This window comes from Jejuibacter sp. L23, from assembly GCF_050815825.1.
GTDB lineage: Bacteria > Pseudomonadota > Gammaproteobacteria > Enterobacterales > Enterobacteriaceae > Jejubacter > Jejubacter calystegiae.
Genome location: NZ_CP138199.1, coordinates 1,595,893 through 1,615,621 on the forward strand (window position 1 = coordinate 1,595,893; position 19,729 = coordinate 1,615,621).

Sequence of the window (19,729 nt, forward strand, 5' to 3'; positions counted from 1 at the left end):
TCACAGGGCGAAACCTTATGACCCTTCACACGACGGATGCCCGCGCCGCCGCCCCCGCGGCGGCGCAGGGGAAATTTAAAAAACAACTGACGCTGACCGATCTGACCTTTATTGGCCTGGGGGCGATTTTTGGCTCCGGCTGGCTGTTCGCCGCCAGCCATGTGGCTTCTATCGCCGGCCCGGCCGGGATCGCCTCCTGGCTGATTGGCGGTTTCGCGGTGCTGCTACTTGGCATTGTTTACTGTGAACTGGGGGCGGCGCTGCCCCGGGCCGGTGGGATTATTCGCTATCCGGTCTTTTCCCACGGTGAACTGTTGGGCTATCTGCTGGGCTTTATCACCCTGATCGCCTTCTCCAGCCTGATTTCGATCGAGATTGTCGCTGCCCGCCAGTATGCTGCGGCCTGGTTTCCTTCCCTGAGTCAGCCCGGCTCCGGTGACCCTACGCTGTTGGGGTGGGGCGTGCAGTTTATTTTGCTGTGTATCTTCTTCGCCCTGAACTACTACAGCGTGAAAACCTTTGCCCGTTCCAACAACATCATTAGCGTGCTGAAGTTTCTGGTGCCGCTGGCGGTAGTCGTGACGCTGTTCGCCTTTTTTCGGCCCGAAAACCTTACGGCTCAGGGCGTGGCGCCGTTCGGCGCGGCCGGGGTGGAAGCGGCAATCAGCGCCGGTGGCATTATCTTTGCCTACCTGGGGCTGACGCCGATTATCTCGGTGGCAAGCGAAGTTCAGCGGCCCCAGCGCACCATTCCGGTGGCGCTGATCCTGTCGGTGGTGCTCTCCACCATCATCTATGTACTGTTACAACTGGCGTTTATCGGCAGTATTCCGGGCGAGCTGCTGAGCGGTGGTTGGGGGGATATCAGTCGCCAGTTTTCGCTGCCGTATCGCGATATCGCCATGACGCTGGGTCTGGGCTGGCTGGCCTTTATGGTGGTATGCGATGCCGTGGTATCGCCGGGCGGCACCGGTAACATTTATATGAACGCCACGCCGCGGGTGATTTACGGCTGGGCGAAGGCAGGGACCTTCTACAAAGTTTTTACCCGTATCGACAGTCAGTCCGGTATTCCTCGCCCGGCGCTGTGGCTGACTTTCGGGCTCTCTGTGTTCTGGACCCTGCCGTTTCCCTCCTGGGAGCAGTTGATTAGCGTGGTATCGGCGGCGCTGGTGTTGAGCTATGCGATAGCGCCGGTGACCGCTGGCGGGCTGCGGCGTAATGCCCCGGATCTGGAACGGCCCTTTCGGGTGCGCGGTTTTGCCATTATCGGGCCGCTGTCATTTATGATTTCGGCGCTGATTGTTTACTGGTCGGGGTGGACCACGCTTTCCTGGCTGCTGGGATTGCAGATCCTGATGTTTGTTATCTATGTGCTGTGCCGCAAGCGGGTGCCGACCGGTATCGTTAGCCTGCGTCAGCAGGTGTGGTCATCGCTGTGGCTGATCGCCTTTTATGCCCTGATCATGCTGGCTTCCTGGCTGGGTAGCTTTGGCGGTATTGGGGTGTTGCCCCACCCGTGGGATACGATTGCCGTGGCGCTGATGTCGCTGGCTATTTACTATTGGGGCGTACATACCTGCCTGCCCCGTGCCAACTTTAGCGGGGACGAAGAAGAGTAATAAAGGAGCAAGATGGAACAGATAACCCTGACCCTTGATGAAGCCTATGACCTGGCGTACCGGGTACTGCGCCACAGCGGTTTTAGCGAACTGCACGCCGCGGCGGTGGCCCGCAATACCGTGAACGGTGAGCGTGACGGCTGCGCTTCTCACGGCCTGTACCGGATTCCGGGGTGCGTACGGACGCTGCGTGCGGGCAAGGTGTCGCCCGATGCGCTGCCGACGTTACAGGATTCGGCACCGGCGGTGGTGAAGGTCGATGCGGCGGGGGCTTTTTCGCTGCTGGCGTGGGAAAAGGCGCTGCCGCTGCTGGTAGAAAAGACTCAGCAGGGTGGGATTGCGGCACTGGCGATTAATCGCTGCGTGCACTTTTCCGCGCTGTGGGCCGATATTGAACCGCTGACAGAGCAGGGGCTGGTGGCGCTGGCCTGTACCCCAAGCCACGCCTGGGTGGCGCCCGCCGGCGGCACCACGCCGCTGTTTGGCACCAACCCGCTGGCTTTTGGCTGGCCGCGACCGGGTAAAGCGCCCTTTATCTTTGATATGGCGACCAGCGCGGCGGCCCGTGGCGAGATCGATCTGCATCGCCGTGCCGGAAAATCGGTTCCACCGGGATGGGGGCTGGATAGCGAAGGGCGGGAAACCACCGATCCGGCCCGGATTCTGGAAGGGGCCATGCTGCCGTTCGGCGGCCATAAAGGGTCAGCGCTGGCGGCGATGGTAGAGCTGATTGCCGGGCCGCTGATTGGCGATATGACCAGCCAGGAGTCGCTGGACTTTGACGCTGGCGCCGGGGGGCTGCCCTACGGCGGTGAACTGATTATCGCCATGGATCCGCGACGTTTTCTGGGAGATGAAGCGGACACCCATCTGGCCCGAAGTGAAACGCTGTTCAGCGCCATGACTGCCCAGGGGGCGCGCATTCCCGGCGAACGCCGCCACCGGGAGCGGGCCAGCAGCGAAGTGGAAGGGGTGACGATACCCGCTGCGCTTTATCAGGAGATTGTGGCGCTGGGGTAACGAGGTCGCCGGATATCATTACCGGTATTGACGCTGGGAGTGTGCGCCCTTATCTTTGTATGAATAGTTAACACAGGGGGCATTATGGCCAGGACAACCAGCGTCACTATTGGCGATCAGCTAGACGCTTTTATCAGCCGGTTAATCGACAGTGGTCGCTACGGCTCTGTGAGCGAAGTTATGCGCTCGGCTTTGCGTTTGCTGCAACAGCAGGAAGATCGTGATGAAGCCGTCCGCCAGGCTGTGGTTTCCGGCCTGGAAAGCGGAGAAAGTCCGTTATCGCTAAAGGAGATCGCAGCGCAAAGAAAGCGGAAGCATCGTGTATAGGCTTACTGAGATCGCGGCTCAAGATTTTGGCGCGATCTATGATTACACGCTGAAGGAGTTCGGTGAAGAGCAGGCCGATCGCTACACTGACGCGCTGGAGGCATTCTTTGATACGCTGTCCGGGATGCCTGAAATTGGGCGGAATTACGCGGCTGTTCCTGATGTCATGCGCGTTGAGTTTCAGCAGCATACTATTTTTTATCGCGTGCGTGATGCAGATATTCTGATAGCGCGCATCCTGCATCAGCAGATGAATCATTTACAGCATTTACGGTAAGAAGAAGGGAGAGCAAACGCTCTCCCTTATGCTATCAGAACTGAGTATTAATACTCATATACCAGGTTCGGCCGGACTCGTTAAAAGTCGCGGCGCCTGCGCCTGACATATAGCCTTTATCGCCGCCGGTGGTCTGGGCATTGCCTTCGCGCCAGTGGCGTTTGTCGAACAGGTTATCAACCCCCGCCGTCAGGCTGACGTTTTTGGTGGCGTCCCAGGTGGCGCTCAGGCCCATAATGCTGTACGGACTGACCTTGTCGGACTCGCTGCCGCTAACGTGCTCACCCTTATAGTTGTATTTCTTCGGCGTCTGGCTGCCGTACCAGGTGAAGGTGCTCTGCAGTGAGAGATCCTCGCGCACCTGCCAGCTCAGGGTCGAGTTCAGGGTGTATTCCGGAATGATCGACAGACGATCGCCGGTCTCTTTGTTCTTACTTTGCAGCATCCAGGTCAGGTTGTTGCTCCAGGTGACGGTATCGCTTACCGGAATATTGAGGGTACCTTCCAGCCCTTCCACCACCGCTTTGGGAACGTTCTCCCACTTGTAGATATTGGTGCCAGCAGAGTTGGTGTACTCAGGGGAGTAACCCGCCTCGATTTTGTTGCGATAGTCGTTACGGAACCAGGTCACCCCGGCCTGCCAGCCGTCGCGTTTGAATTCCAGACCAATCTCTTTATTGATGCTGGTCTCAGCCTTCAGGTCGCTGTTGCCCTGCAGATAGCAGGGGGTGCCGCTGGCAAAGCAGCCCTGGCCTTTACTGTAGAGCAGGTAGTTGGGGTTGGTCTGGTACAGGCTCGGCGCTTTGTAAGCCCGGCCAATGCCCATCTTCAGGGTCAGGGAGTCGGTCAGCCCCTGGGTCAGGTTAAGCGACGGGCTCCAGTTATTGCCGACGATACTGTGATGATCGAAGCGCAGCGCCGGGGTGAGCATCGTGGAGTCGGTCAGCTCAATGTTATCTTCGGCGAACAGCGAGAAGATCTGGGCCTGGGTGTAGGGACTGCGGTTATCGCTGATGCCATCAACCCCTCCACCCGCCAGGTTCTGGGTATTAGAGGCGTTATCCTTCATCTTCTGCTGGTTCCATTCGCTACCCAGCGTCAGAGTCTGATTAAACAGATAGTCGAACGGAATATTCACTTCGCTGTGCAGCATAATATCGCTGAGGTCGATATTCACGAAGTCGTCGCTGGCGAAGATCCCTTCAGTGCCCCCGGCCAGCCCTTCGTCCATGCGCGAGTTACGGGTACGCTCATACTGGGCCCAGGTGTTGGTGCTGACGCCGTTATCCCAGGCGCCGGTCCAGGTGACCGAGTAAGTCTGACGATAGAGGCGGTTGGTTTCCGAACCGTACTTCTCTTTCACCAGATCGTTGGTGTTGGTATTCTGAGTATCTCCGGCATAGAGGTTGCCCTGGCGGCTGTAGCCGGCTTCGAATTCCAGCGACTGCATGGGAGCGAACTCCCAGCGTAGCTGGCCGTTAATGGCTTTATTTTCCACCCCTTCACGCCCGGCGGGTACGGTATCGGCATAGATCCCGGTACGCTCTGACTGGTGCCCTTCGTTGATCAGGCGGGCATCGGCCTGGGTTTTATCAAGGTTACCCCACAGCCGGAAGCTGACATCGTCGCCCATTGGGCCGGTCAGACTGAAGTTAGTACGTTTTGTTGAACCTTCGTCTTTGTGTTCGGGGGCGTTGAAGTAGGTGTTCCAGCTGCCGTGCCACTCTTTATCGCTGCGTTTGGTGATGATGTTCACCACGCCGCCTGCCGCGCCGTTGCCGTAGCGTACCGCGGCCGGGCCGCGAATCACTTCAATGCGATCGATCATCTCTGGCGGAACCCAGTTGCTGTCGCCGCGGGTGTCGCGCTCGCCGCGCCAGCCCAGGCGTACCGAGTTGCGGCTGGTGACCGGCTTGCCGTCCACCAGAATCAGGGTGTTTTCCGGACCCATACCGCGAATATCTATCTGACGGTTGTTGCCACGCTGGCCGCTGGTGGAGTTACCGGTCAGGTTCACCCCCGGCATGGTGCGAATGATTTCAGAGACGTCGCGCGCCGGTGGGCGCTTTTTGATTTCGTCGGCGGTGATGGTGGAAACCCCCGGCGCCTGCAGATTCTGTTCGGCGGCGGTGACCACCATGGTGTCTTCATCATTAACAGAGGCGCTGTCCGTGGCGGTGCCCTGATTGACGTCGTCAGGCGCGTCGGTGCTGCTTTCTTCAGCCGCGGCGGGCTCTGCCGCCTGTGCGGATACCGTGCCGCCGTAGATTCCTAAGTTAATCAGCATGGCCAGTGAATACTGAATCTTTTTGTTCATTGATCTGGAGTCCTGCTTTTCTCCGCCTCCCTTCCATGCTGCCGGGTCCCGGGCGGGAAGGGGGCTAATGCCCTGATACAGCCAAAATCCACCCCCCTGAAAACAGGAAGGCGGTAAGGCGCTTATTTATTGTTTTTCCTGCATGCGGGCTCTTCCGGCCGCTGCGCCGAAATACGCTATTGCAAATGAAAATAATTATCAATAATATTATCTATTATTTTCGATCTCGGTCTCTTTTTACCTTGATTAACATAAGGTTAAGCTTTTGTGGACGCACTGGTAACCGGAAGTGAAGCCTGGTGGCAGGCAAGACAGGCGCAGGGAATCCCCACGGTGGAACCGTTGGGAGACACCCAATGCGTGGTCAGTTTTTTCTGGCGTGACCCGGCAGGAGATGAACAGCGTTCCAGGGTGCGCCACGTCTGGCTTTATATTACCGGCGTTACCGATCACCATCAGCGCTCTCAGCCCGTGAGTCTGAGCCGGATACCCGGTACGGACGTCTGGCGCTGGAGCACCCGGCTCCCCGCCACCTGGCGTGGCAGCTACTGTATGATTCCCTCCACCCGGGAACAGGATTTTTCGCCAGAGGCGCTCTCTGCGGTGCCCGACCGCCAGGCGCTGCGCGAAGGGTGGCGCAAACTGCTGTCACAGGCGATTGCCGATCCCTTTAACCCCCATAGCTGGCGCGGCGGGCGCGGTCATCCGGTATCAGCGCTGCATCTGCCCCTGGCGCCCGCTCAACCGGGGTGGGAGGAGGCGCACCCCGCCGCCGCGTCAGCTCGCTGTATTCAGTGGCGCAGCCGTCGTCTGGGCAATCAGCGTCGGGTCTGGATTTTCGCCACCGGGGAACAGCAGCCGCAACAGCGCCCCCTGGCGATTCTGCTCGACGGTCAGTTCTGGGCGCAGAGCATGCCGGTCTGGCCAGCGCTGCAGGCGCAGACCCGGGCGGGCGAGCTGCCGCCAGCGCTCTATGTGCTGATAGATGCTATCGATAATGTGCATCGCGGGCGTGAACTGCCCTGTAATCCCGATTTCTGGCTGGCGGTTCAGGAAGAGCTGTTACCGCTGGTGCGGCGTTTTGAGACGTGGCATGAAGCGCCGGAGACCACCGTGGTGGCGGGGCAGAGCTTTGGCGGGTTATCGGCGCTGTATGCCGTGCTGCACTGGCCGGAGCGTTTCGGCTGCGCCCTGAGTCAGTCTGGCTCGTTCTGGTGGCCGCATCGTGGCGGTGGCGATACCCCCGGCTGGCTGGTTGAAAGCCTGCGTAAAGGGGCGATTGGTCAGTCACCCATCAAAATTTTTCTGGAAGCTGGCCTGCGTGAACCTGTGATTCACCAGGCGCACCAACAACTGGTGCCATTACTACAAAAAACACAGCGGCAGCTTTTCTGGCGCGAGGTTGACGGCGGACATGATGCGCTCTGCTGGCGCGGCGGTCTGATTGATGGACTACGCGCCCTGTGGCGTGACGCGCCATCTCCATAGCGCCGGGACGGTCTGGCCGTCTGGCGCGCCAGCGCTTTTTTTGACAGGAGTAAGGCATGGAACATAGTAATCCCTTCGACGACCGCTCAGGTCAATTTCTTATCCTCGCAAACGATCTGATGCAGTACAGCCTGTGGCCGTCGCACTGTGCGCTGCCGATGGGCTGGCACGCAGTGACCGGTCCCCAGAGCCAGCAGCAGTGCTATCAGTGGCTCGACAGCCACTGGCAGGATTTGCAGCCCACCCATTTTGTCTCACGTCGGCTTCAGTAGAGGTAACGCATGACAGACTCAGAGGTCATTACGCCCGTGATTACCCAAAATGAAATGCCGTTGGTGGCAGCCCAGCCTGGAATCTGGATGGCGGATCAGCTTTCGCCCCAGGCCAATGCCTGGAGTGTGGCTCACTATGTAGAACTGAACGGTGACGTGAACAGCGCGCTGCTGTCCCGGGCGATTCTGGAAGGTATGGCGGAGGCGGATACCCTGCGCATGCGCTTTGGCGAGCGCGACGGCGAGGCGATTCAGTGGATTGATGACGATTTCCGTTTCGATGCGCCGGAAGTTGTGGATCTCCGCGGCTGTGACGATCCCATCGCCGCGGCCAGAGAGCGGATGCATCAGGATCTCTCTGCGGATTTACGGCTCGCCAGCGGTAAGCCGCTCTATCATCACCAACTGCTGCGTATTGGCGACCAGCGCTGGTACTGGTATCAGCGCTATCACCATATGGTGGTGGACGGCTTTAGCTTTACCGCCATCACCCGGCGCATCGCCAATATCTATAGCGCGCTGTGCCGTCAGGAGGCGCCGGAACCCTCACCGTTTATACCGTTCCGTGAAGTGGTGGAGGAGTATCAGCGTTACCGTCAGGCTCCCGCCTGGCAGCGCGATGCGGCATTCTGGGCGGAACAGACAAGCCAGTTGCCGCCACCGGCCTCGCTGTCTGAATTGCCCCTGAGCGGTCAGGGCTCTACCACCCAACTGATTCGCCACAAGATAGCCTTCGATCATGAGGATTTCCGCCATCTGACGACCCAGGGCCAGGACCAGCAGCTTTCCGGCGCCGATATAGCGCTGGCGCTGGTTTCCCTGTGGCTGGGGCGTCTTAGCAACCGGGCCGAATTCGCCGCCGGTTTTATCTTTATGCGCCGCATTGGTTCAGCGGCGCTGTGCGCCACCGGGCCGGTGCTGAACGTGCTGCCTTATGCGGTGCGTATCGCCCCCGATGCCACGCTGACCTCCCTTGCCGCCGACCTGGCGCAGCAGATGAAGAAACTGCGTCGCCACCAGCGCTACGACGCCGAACAGGTACAGCGCGATACAGGAAGGGTGGCGGATGGCGAACCGCTCTACGGTCCGGTGATTAACCTGAAAATGTTCGACTACCGTCTGGATTTCGACGGTATTGAAGGGATTACCCACCAGCTTGCGTCCGGCCCGGTACGGGATCTGGAGATCGCGCTGTATCTGGGGGAGCAGGGTGAACTGTCGATGGAAGTCCTGGCCAATAACCAGCGCTATGACGCCGACGTTCTGGCGCGCCATATTGCGCGTCTGCCGCTGTTGATAAAGCAACTGGCCCGGGACCCGCAGCTACCCTGTCGTCAGGCTGGGGTGATGCACGACGATGAAAAAGCGCTGATTGAGCGGGTGAACGCCACCGAACAGACGCTGGAACCCGGCACCCTGAGTCAGTTTATCGCCCGTCAGGCGCAGTTAACGCCGGATGCACCGGCGCTGGCGGATGATGACTGGCAGTTTAGCTATCGTGAAATGCGTCAGCAGGTGTTGCTGCTGGCCCACCAGTTGATTGAGCAGGGGGTTCAGCCTGGCGATATCGTGGCGGTGGCACAGCCGCGCTCGGTCTTTCTGTCGCTGGCTTTGCAGGCCATTGTTGAAGTGGGGGCCGCGTGGCTGCCGCTGGATACTGGCTATCCGGATGAGCGGCTGCGCATGATGCTGGAAGATGCCGCGCCGCGTTTGATCATTACCGATGATTTGCAGGCTGAGCGCTTCGCCGATCTGCCTGGGCTGACGGCGCTGCGCCTGACCCAGCCGCTCGGAGGCGAAGTCAGTCAGGACCGGCTTGAATTGTCACGTCCGGAACACACGGCCTATGTGATCTTCACCTCCGGCTCTACTGGTCGCCCGAAAGGGGTGATGGTGGGGCAGCAGGCTATCGTGAATCGCCTGCTGTGGATGCAGAATCACTACCCGATGGGTTCCGATGACGTGGTGCTGCAGAAAACGCCGTGCAGCTTTGATGTCTCGGTCTGGGAATTTTTCTGGCCGCTGATGGTGGGGTCCCGGCTGGTGATGGCGCCGCCGGAAGCGCACCGCGATCCCCAGGCGTTGCAGCAGCTGTTCGCCCGCTGGCAGGTCACCACAACCCACTTCGTACCGTCGATGCTGTCGGCCTTTGTGGCGGCGCTGGGTGATGAGCAGGCCATTGCCTGCTGTGCCAGCCTGCGGCGGGTCTTCTGTAGCGGCGAAGCGCTACCTGCCGACCTTTGCCGCGAATGGGAGCGATTGACCGGGGCGCCGCTGCATAACCTCTACGGTCCGACCGAAGCGGCGGTGGACGTGAGCTGGTATCCCGCTTACGGCGAACATCTTGCCGCGGTAAGCGGCAGCAGCGTGCCGATTGGCTGGCCGGTCTGGAATACCGGGCTGCGCATCCTGGATGGCGATATGCAGCCCGTGGCGCCGGGTATTGCCGGGGATCTCTACCTGACCGGCATTCAACTGGCGCAGGGCTATCTGTCGCGCCCGGACCTGACGGCCAGCCGTTTTATCGCCGATCCCTTTTCTCCTGGCGAGCGGATGTACCGAACCGGCGATGTGGCGCGCTGGTTGCCGAATGGCGCCGTGGAGTATCTGGGGCGTAGCGACGATCAGCTTAAGCTGCGCGGTCAGCGTATTGAGCTGGGCGAGATCGATCGGGTGATGCAGGGACTGCCGGACGTCGCCCGGGCCGTGACCCACGCCTGCGTGCTGAACCCGGGGGCGGCCAGCGGCGGCGATGCCCGACAGCTGGTGGGATACCTGGTGTCGGCTTCTGGCGCGACGCTCGATGTCGGGCCGCTGCGCGAACAGCTACAGCAGCAACTGCCGCCCCATATGGTGCCGGTGGCGCTGGTGCAGTTAGATGCCTTCCCGCTCAGCGCTAACGGTAAGCTGGACAGGAAAGCGCTGCCGCTGCCTCAACTGGCCCAAAGCAGTGGCGGTCGGGCGCCAGCGCCCGGTCTGGAGCGCACGGTGGCGGATGCCTTCGCCCGTCTGCTGGAATGCGAGGTCAATTCGGCCCAGGACGATTTCTTTGCCCTGGGGGGCCATTCACTGCTGGCGATGCGGCTGGCGGCGCAGCTTAAGCGCGAGCTGGGTCGTCCGGTGACCGTGGGGCAGGTGATGGTGGCGTCGACGGTGGAAGGGCTGGCCGCGTTGCTTACAGAACAGGATGAAGAGCAGGCCAGTCGCGCCGGTTTCGAGACCCTGTTACCGCTGCGCAAGGCAGATGGCCCGACTCTGTGGTGCTTCCATCCGGCTTCCGGCTTTGCCTGGCAGTTCAGCGTGCTGACGCGCTGGCTGGATCCGCGCTGGTCGATTATGGGTATTCAGTCGCCGCGCCCGGAAGGGCCGATGCAGCAGGCGGCGAATCTGGATCAGGTCTGCGAGCAGCATTTACAGACCCTGCGCGCCAGTCAGCCCCAGGGGCCTTATTACCTGATGGGCTACTCGCTGGGGGGAACCCTGGCGCAGGGCATTGCCGCACGCCTGCGGCAGGCGGGGGAAGAGGTGGCCTTCCTGGGGCTGCTTGATACCTGGCCGCCGGAGACTCAGAACTGGGAAGAGAAAGGGGCAAACGAACTGGATCCCGCTGTACTGGCGGAGATTGAGCGCGAGCGTGAAGCCTTTATCGCCGCCCAGCAGGGGCAGGGATCTGATGCGCTGTTTGCGGCCATAGAAGGCAACTACGGCGATGCGGTGCGTCTGCTGACCAGCGCCCACAGCGCGCACTTCGACGGTAAAGCGACGCTGTTTGTCGCCGAACGAACCCTGACGCCGGGCCTTGAGCCCCAGGCAGCCTGGGCGCCGTGGGTGAGTGAGCTGGCCGTCTTCCCGGTAGACTGCGCCCATGTGGATATCATCGCCCCGGATGCCTTTACCCATATCGGCCCGGTACTGCAAAAGGTACTGGCGCTGGATTGACCCGGCAGCACTGGCAAAACGGGCGGCTCAGGCCGCCCGTTTTTTATCGATTACTTTTTCTTGTGCCATTTATCATCATCGCCCTTTTGATAATCGTTTTTGACCGCAGCCCAGGCGACGCGATGCGCCGTCTCTTCCCGGCTGGCATCGCCGCGACGATCCTCCGGGTCTTTGTACTGATCCCAGGCGCTGTTAAAAGCCTCTTTGTAGATCTCCTGCGCGTGGGTGGGCAGCACGTTCTGAACGCTGTCCGGTAAGTCGCTTTTGGTCTGGTATGGCATGGCTGACCCTCTCTTTTTACCCATGGGGTAAGTGTGGTTGAGATTAGCCGTTGCTGCCAGGAGGGGAAATTACCCCCGCCCCAGCGGCACCACCAAAGGGGTACCGGCCACCGGATCCTCGATAATCATGCAGCGTAGCCCATAGATGCGCTCGATAAGTTCTGCGGTGACGATCTCTTTCGGCGCTCCTTCGGCGATGATGGCCCCTTCGCGCAGGGCGATAAGGTGCGTGGCGTAGCGGCAGGCCTGGTTCAGGTCGTGCAGTACCGCCGCCAGGGTGTAGCCCTGATTGCGGTTAAGCTCGCTCAGAAGTTCCATCAGATCGATCTGGTGGCTGATATCGAGCCAGGTGGTGGGTTCGTCCAGCAGCATGATTTCGGTCTGCTGGGCCAGTACCATGGCTATCCAGGCGCGCTGGCGCTGGCCGCCGGAAAGGGTATCCACCGGCTGATCGGCCAGTGACTCTATGGCAGTGGCCTGCATGGCCTGAACCACGGCCTCTTCATCCTTCTGGCTCCAGCGTGAAAACAGCGGCTGGTGGGGATAGCGCCCGCGGGCGACCAGTTCGCGTACGCTGATATCGCCCGGCGCGCTGGCGTTCTGGGCCAGCAGGCCGATACGCCGGGCCACCTCTTTGGTATTGAAGTTCTGGATCTGCTCGCCGTCGAGCCAGACATGGCCGTGCATCGGCTTCATCAGGCGGCTCAGGGTGCGCAGCAGCGTCGATTTACCGCAGCCGTTAGGGCCGATAATGGCGGTAAACTTCCCTTCCGGAATGGTGACGCTAAGGTTATCCACCACAATCTGTTTACCGTAGCCCAGCCGAAGCTGTTCGCCGCGCAGTCGGGTTGCTGTGGTCATCTTTTGCGGGACTCCTGAATCAACAAGGCAATAAGGTAGAGGCCGCCGATACTGACGGTGACCACACCCACAGGAAGCTGGTAGGGCATAAACAGGCGCTGGGCGCACAAGTCCGCCGCCAGTAGCAGCACGCCGCCACAGGCCCCGGCCTGCAGTAATCCCCAGCGGGCGGTGCCGCTCAGTCGATGGGCGATATGGGGGGCCACCAGCGCCACAAAGGAGACTGGCCCGGCCAGCGCTACGGAACTGGCGGTAAGCAGAACCGCCACCAGCATCAGCAGTACACGCGAACGTTCAACGGAAACTCCCAGCGCGTTGGCGGTATCGTCGCCCATCTCCATAATTCGCATCCGGCGTACCAGCAGGGCGCTTGCCACCAGCATCAGAATAATCAGCGGCGCTGCGGGCAGGGTTTTTCCCCAGGTCAGGCCGTTCAGGGAACCGGCGTTCCAGAGGCCAGCAGAAAGGGCGGTTTCCAGCGAAGCCTGAAGCAGCAGCCAGGTATTAAAGGCCACCAGCATGGCGCGCACGCCGATGCCGATAATAATCAGGCGGAAGGTTTCGATGCCGTTGCGCCAGGCGAACAGCCAGACCACCAGCGAGGTCAGAATACCGCCCGCCATGGCGGCAAAGGCAATGGCGGTGTAGTGATTGCCGAACAGCACCATCGCCACCAGTACGCCGCTCCAGGCGCCGGTATTAAAGCCCATGACGTCCGGGCTGCCGAGCGGGTTGCGCAGCAGCGACTGGAAGATAGCGCCGCTCACGCCAAGCGCCGCGCCGACCAGTAGCGCCATCAGCACGCGCGGCAGACGCCATTCCACCACTACCAGCGACACATTACGCGCCCCCTGGCCGAGCAGGGCATCCAGCACCTGGCGGGCGCTAAGCGGAACCGCGCCGCTGGCGAGACTCCAGATCCCCATGCCCAGACTCAGGGCGGCCAGCAGGACCAGTATGGCGATAAGACGAGGAGAGAGACGATTCACATGGCCGCTCCCGACCGCCTGCGGCGGACCAGCCAGATCAATACCGGCGCCCCGATAAAGGCGCTGACCACCGATACCCGAAGCTCACCGGGCACCAGCAGGCGCCCCAGAATATCGGCGCCCAACAACAGCGACGGGGTGGCAAGCAGGGTCACTGGCAGCGACCAGCGGTGATCGGGGCCGATCAGCCAGCGCGCCATATGGGGCATCATCAGACCAATAAAGGCAATCGGGCCGACAAGGGCGGTGGCACTGCCGCACAGCAGGGCGATGGTTAACAGTCCGAAGATTTGAGTACGCGCCACCCGGCTGCCAAGGGCGGTGGCGGTATCACTGCCCATACTCAGGCTGTTAAGCGCACGGGCCAGCAGCATCGCCATGACCAGCCCCAGGGCCACCATTGGGGCAATAATCCTGAGAGTGGAAAAGGTACGAATATCCAGTGAACCGGCCTGCCAGTAGCGTAACTGGTCGTAAACTACCGGATTGAGCAGCGCGATACCGCTGCTTAAGCCTTCCAGCACGGCGGCGAGGGCCACGCCCGCCAGGGTCAGACGTACCGGGCTTAGCTGACCGCCGCCCTGGCTGCCGGTCAGGGCTACCACAACAGAGGCCAGCAGCGCACCGCCGAAAGCAAGGCCCAGTAACGACATGGGCGAGGACATCCCCCCAATGGCGGCGCCCAGCACGATGGCGAAGCTGGCGCCGGCGTTGACCCCCAGCAGGCCAGGGTCGGCCAGCGGGTTGCGGGTAAGCGTCTGCATTAAGGCGCCAGCGACGCCCAGCGCAGCGCCTGCCAGCAAACCGGCAAGGGTACGGGGAAGACGGGCGTCCAGCACCACAACGCAATCGGCGCTGCGGCACTGGCCGCCCAGTGCCTGTAATACCACATCAGGGGAGAGGGGACGGGCGCCAATCAGCAGACTCAGGGCCGCCATCAACACCAGTACTATTACCAGGCTCAACAGCACAACGCCGCGTGCTGACAAGCGAGAAGCCGACATAAACGCAAATCCTGAAAATTCGATAATGATAGTTATTATCGTTATCACTCTTGTTCGTTTATGTTAGCATGAGCGGCCCTGGAGCGGGTAAGGAAAATTATATAAGGCCATGTAATGAAGCAAAATTCTAAACATTCTCTATGGCTGAATCTCAGCCTGTTGAAAAGCCATCCCGCCTTCCGCGCGGTATTCCTGGCGCGTTTTATCTCTATTCTCTCTCTCGGACTGCTCGGCGTGGCCGTGCCGGTGCAGATCCAACAGCTTACGGGCTCCACACTGCAGGTGGGGCTGGCTGTCACCCTTACCGGCAGCGCGATGTTTGTGGGACTGATGACGGGCGGCGTTCTGGCGGATCGCTATGAGCGTAAGCGGTTAATTCTGCTGGCCCGCAGCACCTGCGGCATCGGTTTTATTGGATTGTGCCTGAATGCCATGTTGCCGGAGCCCTCGCTGGTCGCCATCTACCTGCTGGGGATCTGGGACGGGCTGTTCGCCTCGATTGGCGTGACGGCGCTGCTGGCGGCGACGCCTGGCCTGGTGGGGCGCGAAAACCTGATGCAGGCCGGGGCCATCACCATGCTGACGGTGCGCCTGGGGTCAGTGATCTCGCCGATGTTCGGCGGTCTGCTGCTCGCCTGGGGCGGTGTGGCCTGGAACTATGGTCTGGCGGCGGCGGGCACCTTTATCACGCTATTGCCGCTGCTGAGCCTGCCACGCCAGCCGCCGCCGGAACAGCCGCGTCAGCATCCGCTGCGGTCGCTGGTGGAAGGGTTGCGTTTTCTGTTAAGCCACCCGCTGGTCGGGGGCGTAGCGCTGATTGGCGCGCTGCTGACCATGGCCAGCGCGGTGCGGGTGCTCTATCCGGCGCTGGCCGGACACTGGTCGATGAGCGAATCGCAGATTGGTCTGCTGTATGCGGCGGTGCCGCTCGGCGCGGCTATCGGGGCGCTGACCAGCGGGTCTATTGCCCACTGTGCGCGACCGGGGCTGGTGATGATGGGGGCGACCATCGCCTCCTTTGTGGCCGTCGGGCTGTTCAGCTTGATGCCGGTCTGGGCGGGCGGCGCTTTCTGTCTGGCGCTGTTCGGTTATCTGAGCGCCATCAGTTCGCTGTTGCAGTACACCCTGATTCAGACCCAGACGCCGGACCAGATGCTGGGCCGTATTAACGGTCTGTGGACGGCGCAAAACGTGACTGGCGATGCGATTGGCGCTGCGCTGTTAGGGGGCATGGGCGTGGCGCTGACGCCGGTCAGTTCCGCCAGCGTAAGCGGTTTTGCGTTAGCGCTGGCGGGGATACTGGTGCTGCTGCTGTTCAGTCAGTTGCGGCGTTTCTACCAGGCGCCTGCCCAGACGCCGGTAGAAGAAGCATCATGATTTGAACTGCTGCGCCAGTCGCTCAAGCAGGTGGCTGGCGCTGTAGTAGTCGAGGCGGAAGGTTTCGGTGCCAAGCGGCCATACCCGATGGTGCTGCACCGCTGGCAGATGCGCCAGTAGCGGATCCTTCATCAGCGCCGCGGCGTCCTGTTCGTCGTTGGCGAACAGCAGCAGGCTCTGGCCGTTCAGGCCATTGGCCAGGTTTTCACCACCCAGTTGCAGGATATCGCTGCGTTTTCCCTGGCTCTGGCTGGTATGCAGGCTGGCTGGCGGCGTGGCGAGGGTAAATCCCAACTGGCTGAGCAGTTGTCCCTGGGCCGAAGCGGGGGTCCACAGATTGGCGTTATGGGCTGCCGGGTTGAAGACCAGCGCGCTCACTGGCTGGGGTGGCAGTGTTATCTGCTGTTTAAGCTGCGCCACCCGCTGGTTGAAGCTGTCGATGCGCGCTTTGGCCTGCTGTTCGTGGCCGGTTATCTGTCCCAGTTCGGTCAGCAGCGCCTGCCAGCTCTTATCGTCATAGTTAACGATAAGCGTGGGGGCGATGGTGGAAAGCTGATCGTAGAGCGCCAGGGCGGAGTCGCCGCCGGTGGCGCTAATCAGGATCAGATCCGGCATCTGGGCCGCTACCGCTTCGGCGCTGGGCTCGCCGATATACAGACGCTGGATCTGGCGGGCTTTCGCAACGCTGCTCCACTGACGCAGGAAACCCTGGGCATCGGCGAAGCGGTTGCCGGGCGTGGTGGCGCCGCTGGCGACCACGGGAGCATCAATGGCCAGCAGCGAGCCGGTCAGGGTCACGCTGGTCGAGACGATGCGCTGCGGCGCCTGGGACAGGGTGTGAGTACCGCGGATATCGGTCACTTCACGCGGCCAGACAGCGGCGCTGGCGCTTGAGGTGACAGCGAAAAGGCCAATCGTTATCTGCAAGACCGCAAGCATAGCGGCAAGGGTGTATTTCACGGTAAGGGCATCCTGTGGCTGTTGTTAATAATGTTTCTCATTTTCATGCTAAGCGCGACGGCGTGCAAGGGATGGGAATGTTAAAAATTTTTTACCTTTGTTGACAGACGGAGTTTCAGAACGTAGCTTACGCATCAAAATACAAATGATAATAATTATCAAATTCCTTATCATTTCTACGGAGGATTGAATGGAAACTATCGTGGCTGAGGAGAGGCAGCAGGTGGTTGCAGTGCCAGCAACCGATGGATTTTTCTTTATGTCGCCCTGGAAAAGCCTGGCGACATCCGGCCATTTCGCCTCTCTCGAGCTTCCCGCCGCCGACGGTGCGGATCCGCGAGGCGCGTTCCAGCGTCGCCTGGCCCAGGCCTTTGCCTCGGCGCGGGCTGCCGGTATTGCCAGACCCATCGCGGTTGGCGCCATTCCCTTTGATACCCGTAAGCCGTCATCGCTGTTTATTCCGGAGCAGGTGACGACGTTCTCTCGCGCGAATTACCAGAAAAGGGATCCGGCGGCTTTTTGTGCACCGGCGGTGACGGGGCGCAAGGAGATCCCGGAACAACCGGTCTTTGAAGAGATGGTGGCGCGCGGCGCTTATGCCACCAGCCAGCCCGGTATCGATAAAGTGGTGCTGTCGCGGCTGATCGACATTACTACCGAAAGCGCTGTCGATCGGGAAGCGCTGATGCAGCGCCTGATTGCGCTGAACCCTGCCAGTTATAACTTCCACGTGCCGCTGGCCGACGGCGGGGCGCTGATGGGCGCCAGCCCGGAACTGCTGTTGCGGATGAACGGCAATGCTTTTAGCTCGCTGCCGCTGGCGGGATCGGCGAAGCGAGTCGCAGATCCGGTACAGGATAAAGCGGTGGGTCAGACTCTGATGAACTCCCGCAAGGATCGCCATGAGCATCAACTGGTGACCGATGCCATGCGTGACGTGCTGGCGCCGCGAGTCTCTTATCTGGCGCTGCCGGACCGGCCGGAACTGATAACCACGCCGCAGCTGTGGCATCTGTCGACCCCCATTGAGGGCCAGGTGCGCGATGGTCGCGAGAATGCGCTGTCGCTGGCCTGCCTGCTGCATCCAACCCCGGCCCTGAGCGGTTTCCCGAACGATGTGGCCCAGCGTCTGATAGGCGAACTGGAGCCCTTCGACCGCGAACTTTTTGGCGGCATTGTCGGCTGGTGCGACGACGCCGGTAACGGCGAGTGGGTGGTGACTATTCGCTGCGCGCGCCTGTATGAACAGCAGATTCGGCTGTTCGCAGGGGCAGGCATCGTGCCTGATTCATCCCCGACTTCGGAGTGGAATGAGACCGGCACCAAGCTATCGACAATGCTCAACGTATTTGGACTGAACTGAGGAAAGGGTATGACGATTCCTTTTAATCGCTGGCCGGAAGAGCTGGCCGCAGGTTACCGCGAAAAGGGCTACTGGATTGATGTTCCGCTGACCGACATCCTGAGCCGCCACGCTGAGAGCGATCGCTGCGCGGTGATTGAGGGCGAGCGCCATTTCAGCTATCGCGAACTGGAACAGGCGGCGACTCGGCTGGCGGGCGCGCTACAACGCCAGGGACTGACCACCGGCGATACCGCGCTGGTGCAGTTGGGTAACGTAGCCGAGCTCTACATTGTTTTCTTCGCGCTGCTGAAGATTGGCGTTGCGCCAGTGAATGCGTTGTTCAGTCATCAGAAAACCGAGCTGGAAGCCTACGCCAGCCAGATTACGCCGAAGTTGCTGATTGCCGACCGCGAACATGCCCTGTTTCGCGACGACGACTATCTGATGACGCTGGTGGCGCGCTTTCCGTCGCTGACCACCGCTATTCTGCGTGGCGACAGCGGTGAACGTTCGCTGGAAGGGTTGATCGCAGCCCCGGAAGATAACTTTGTCGCGACCCCCTCGGCCGCCGATGAAGTGGCCTTTTTCCAGCTTTCCGGCGGCAGTACCGGCACCCCGAAACTGATACCCCGCACTCACAACGACTACTACTACAGTATTCGCCGCAGCGTGGAAATTTGCCGCTTCGATGAAAATACCCGCTTCCTGTGCGCCATTCCGGCCGCCCATAACTACGCCATGAGTTCGCCGGGCTCGCTGGGGGTCTTTTACGGCGAGGGCTGTGTGGTACTGGCGGCGGATCCGAGCGCCAATCTGTGCTTCCCGCTTATCGAGCGCTACCAGGTAGATGTAGCTGCGCTGGTGCCGCCAGCGGTCAGCCTGTGGTTACAGGCGATTCGTGAGTGGGGTAACAACAGGCAGCTCGCTTCGCTGCGCCTGTTGCAGGTGGGCGGTGCCCGCCTGCCGGAAGCCCTGGCGCGCCGTATCCCGGCGGAGATTGGCTGCCAGCTACAGCAGGTGTTCGGCATGGCGGAAGGGTTGGTGAACTACACGGCGCTCGACGACGATGACGAACACATTTTCACCACTCAGGGACGCCCGATGTGCCCGGACGATGAAGTCTGGGCTGCCGACGAAGAAGGCAACCCGGTGGCGGCCGGTGAAGTGGGGCGCCTGATGACCCGCGGCCCGTACACCTTCCGCGGTTACTACCTGAGCCCGGAAGCCAATGCGAAAGCCTTCGACGCCAACGGCTTTTACTGCTCCGGCGATCTGATCGTCATTGACGAGCAGGGCTATATCAAGGTGGTGGGGCGAGAAAAAGATCAGATCAACCGCGGAGGCGAGAAGATCGCCGCCGAAGAGATCGAAAACCTGCTGCATCGCCATGAAGCCGTGCTCCATGCCGCCCTGGTTTCAATGGAAGACGAGCTGATGGGCGAAAAGAGCTGCGCCTTTATCGTGGCCCGCAGCCCGGTACGCCCGGTGGCGCTACGCCGCTGGCTGCGTGAGCTGGGCGTGGCGGACTATAAGCTGCCGGACAAGGTGGAGATCGTCGACGAATTACCCCTGACCCACGTCGGCAAACCCGATAAAAAGCGGCTGCGCCAGTTGATTGCCGAACGTCGGCTGACCACAAAATAAAAGGAG

16 protein-coding genes are annotated in these 19,729 nt (G+C 60.9%); 10 read left to right on the forward strand and 6 right to left on the reverse strand.

What is annotated here, in order from left to right:
- Positions 1-17: 17 nt before the first annotated feature.
- The 4 genes from SCU88_RS07250 (at position 18) to SCU88_RS07265 (ending at position 3,246) form a co-directional block, all read left to right on the forward strand.
- Positions 18-1,622 (forward strand): APC family permease, encoded by a 1,605-nt coding sequence (locus SCU88_RS07250; RefSeq protein WP_138096345.1) that lies wholly within the window; start codon positions 18-20, stop codon positions 1,620-1,622.
- A 12-nt stretch (positions 1,623-1,634) separates the two neighbouring features.
- Entirely contained in the window at positions 1,635-2,642 is a 1,008-nt protein-coding gene (locus SCU88_RS07255; protein WP_175339631.1) for an Ldh family oxidoreductase, read from the forward strand.
- 84 nt (positions 2,643-2,726) lie between these two features.
- Positions 2,727-2,969, forward strand: a complete 243-nt coding sequence (locus SCU88_RS07260) for a type II toxin-antitoxin system ParD family antitoxin (RefSeq protein ID WP_138096347.1) — start codon at positions 2,727-2,729, stop codon at positions 2,967-2,969.
- Positions 2,962-3,246, forward strand: coding sequence for a type II toxin-antitoxin system RelE/ParE family toxin (locus SCU88_RS07265; protein ID WP_138096348.1), 285 nt, complete (start codon positions 2,962-2,964; stop codon positions 3,244-3,246). Before SCU88_RS07260 ends, SCU88_RS07265 begins: the two co-directional genes overlap by 8 nt.
- Positions 3,247-3,280: 34 nt before the next feature.
- On the opposite strand, the gene SCU88_RS07270 is transcribed toward SCU88_RS07265, so the two are convergent.
- Positions 3,281-5,563 (reverse strand): FepA family TonB-dependent siderophore receptor, encoded by a 2,283-nt coding sequence (locus tag SCU88_RS07270; RefSeq protein ID WP_175339632.1) that lies wholly within the window; start codon positions 5,561-5,563, stop codon positions 3,281-3,283.
- Positions 5,564-5,830: 267 nt separating this feature from the next.
- Between SCU88_RS07270 and fes the strand changes: the two genes are divergently transcribed.
- The 3 genes from fes to SCU88_RS07285 are packed head-to-tail and all read left to right on the forward strand — an operon-like array spanning position 5,831 to position 11,262.
- Positions 5,831-7,051 carry an enterochelin esterase gene (gene fes / locus SCU88_RS07275; protein ID WP_175339633.1) on the forward strand — a complete coding sequence of 407 codons (1,221 nt, stop codon included), beginning with the start codon at positions 5,831-5,833 and terminating at the stop codon, positions 7,049-7,051.
- Between the two features lie 56 nt (positions 7,052-7,107).
- Entirely contained in the window at positions 7,108-7,323 is a 216-nt protein-coding gene (locus SCU88_RS07280; protein ID WP_138096351.1) for an MbtH family protein, read from the forward strand.
- 9 nt (positions 7,324-7,332) lie between these two features.
- On the forward strand, positions 7,333-11,262 hold the full coding sequence (locus tag SCU88_RS07285) for a non-ribosomal peptide synthetase (protein ID WP_175339634.1): 3,930 nt from the start codon (positions 7,333-7,335) through the stop codon (positions 11,260-11,262).
- 50 nt (positions 11,263-11,312) lie between these two features.
- On the opposite strand, the gene chaB is transcribed toward SCU88_RS07285, so the two are convergent.
- The 4 genes from chaB to fepD all read right to left on the reverse strand — a co-directional run bounded on the left by chaB (position 11,313) and on the right by fepD (position 14,397).
- Complete coding sequence (gene chaB / locus SCU88_RS07290) at positions 11,313-11,543, reverse strand: putative cation transport regulator ChaB (RefSeq protein ID WP_175339635.1); 231 nt, start codon at positions 11,541-11,543, stop codon at positions 11,313-11,315.
- A gap of 69 nt (positions 11,544-11,612) precedes the next feature.
- Positions 11,613-12,404, reverse strand: a complete 792-nt coding sequence (fepC, locus tag SCU88_RS07295; RefSeq protein ID WP_138096361.1) for an iron-enterobactin ABC transporter ATP-binding protein — start codon at positions 12,402-12,404, stop codon at positions 11,613-11,615.
- The gene (gene fepG / locus SCU88_RS07300) at positions 12,401-13,330 is read right to left on the reverse strand and encodes an iron-enterobactin ABC transporter permease (protein WP_431810156.1); all 930 of its coding nucleotides are present in this window, start codon (positions 13,328-13,330) and stop codon (positions 12,401-12,403) included. The genes fepC and fepG overlap by 4 nt, the downstream gene beginning before the upstream one ends.
- Positions 13,331-13,389: 59 nt before the next feature.
- A complete protein-coding gene (gene fepD, locus SCU88_RS07305; RefSeq protein WP_175339637.1) occupies positions 13,390-14,397 on the reverse strand; it encodes a Fe(3+)-siderophore ABC transporter permease in 1,008 nt (335 codons plus the stop codon).
- A 114-nt stretch (positions 14,398-14,511) separates the two neighbouring features.
- Here fepD and entS point away from each other — a divergent pair, with 114 nt between their 5' ends.
- Complete coding sequence (gene entS, locus SCU88_RS07310; RefSeq protein WP_175339638.1) at positions 14,512-15,774, forward strand: enterobactin transporter EntS; 1,263 nt, start codon at positions 14,512-14,514, stop codon at positions 15,772-15,774.
- On the opposite strand, the gene fepB is transcribed toward entS, so the two are convergent.
- Positions 15,769-16,713, reverse strand: coding sequence for a Fe2+-enterobactin ABC transporter substrate-binding protein (gene fepB / locus SCU88_RS07315; RefSeq protein ID WP_138099192.1), 945 nt, complete (start codon positions 16,711-16,713; stop codon positions 15,769-15,771). The two genes, entS and fepB, sit on opposite strands and share 6 nt — an antisense overlap.
- 211 nt (positions 16,714-16,924) lie before the next feature.
- Here fepB and SCU88_RS07320 point away from each other — a divergent pair, with 211 nt between their 5' ends.
- The gene (locus tag SCU88_RS07320) at positions 16,925-18,097 is read left to right on the forward strand and encodes an isochorismate synthase (protein WP_175339639.1); all 1,173 of its coding nucleotides are present in this window, start codon (positions 16,925-16,927) and stop codon (positions 18,095-18,097) included.
- 9 nt (positions 18,098-18,106) lie between these two features.
- On the forward strand, positions 18,107-19,723 hold the full coding sequence (locus SCU88_RS07325) for a (2,3-dihydroxybenzoyl)adenylate synthase (RefSeq protein WP_175339640.1): 1,617 nt from the start codon (positions 18,107-18,109) through the stop codon (positions 19,721-19,723).
- The last annotated feature ends 6 nt before the right edge of the window (positions 19,724-19,729 follow it).

Excerpts from the sequence above, each read along its gene's own strand:
- SCU88_RS07250 (WP_138096345.1), top strand. The coding sequence starts at position 18 with ATGACCCTTCACACGACGGATGCCCGCGCCGCCGCCCCCGCGGCGGCG.
- SCU88_RS07325 (WP_175339640.1), top strand. The coding sequence starts at position 18,107 with ATGACGATTCCTTTTAATCGCTGGCCGGAAGAGCTGGCCGCAGGTTAC.
- SCU88_RS07320 (WP_175339639.1), top strand. The coding sequence starts at position 16,925 with ATGGAAACTATCGTGGCTGAGGAGAGGCAGCAGGTGGTTGCAGTGCCA.
- SCU88_RS07285 (WP_175339634.1), top strand. The coding sequence starts at position 7,333 with ATGACAGACTCAGAGGTCATTACGCCCGTGATTACCCAAAATGAAATG.
- fepD (WP_175339637.1), bottom strand. The coding sequence starts at position 14,397 with ATGTCGGCTTCTCGCTTGTCAGCACGCGGCGTTGTGCTGTTGAGCCTG.
- fepC (WP_138096361.1), bottom strand. The coding sequence starts at position 12,404 with ATGACCACAGCAACCCGACTGCGCGGCGAACAGCTTCGGCTGGGCTAC.
- SCU88_RS07260 (WP_138096347.1), top strand. The coding sequence starts at position 2,727 with ATGGCCAGGACAACCAGCGTCACTATTGGCGATCAGCTAGACGCTTTT.
- fepG (WP_431810156.1), bottom strand. The coding sequence starts at position 13,330 with ATGGGGATCTGGAGTCTCGCCAGCGGCGCGGTTCCGCTTAGCGCCCGC.
- entS (WP_175339638.1), top strand. The coding sequence starts at position 14,512 with ATGAAGCAAAATTCTAAACATTCTCTATGGCTGAATCTCAGCCTGTTG.
- fepB (WP_138099192.1), bottom strand. The coding sequence starts at position 16,713 with ATGCTTGCGGTCTTGCAGATAACGATTGGCCTTTTCGCTGTCACCTCA.
- SCU88_RS07255 (WP_175339631.1), top strand. The coding sequence starts at position 1,635 with ATGGAACAGATAACCCTGACCCTTGATGAAGCCTATGACCTGGCGTAC.
- chaB (WP_175339635.1), bottom strand. The coding sequence starts at position 11,543 with ATGCCATACCAGACCAAAAGCGACTTACCGGACAGCGTTCAGAACGTG.
- SCU88_RS07270 (WP_175339632.1), bottom strand. The coding sequence starts at position 5,563 with ATGAACAAAAAGATTCAGTATTCACTGGCCATGCTGATTAACTTAGGA.
- SCU88_RS07280 (WP_138096351.1), top strand. The coding sequence starts at position 7,108 with ATGGAACATAGTAATCCCTTCGACGACCGCTCAGGTCAATTTCTTATC.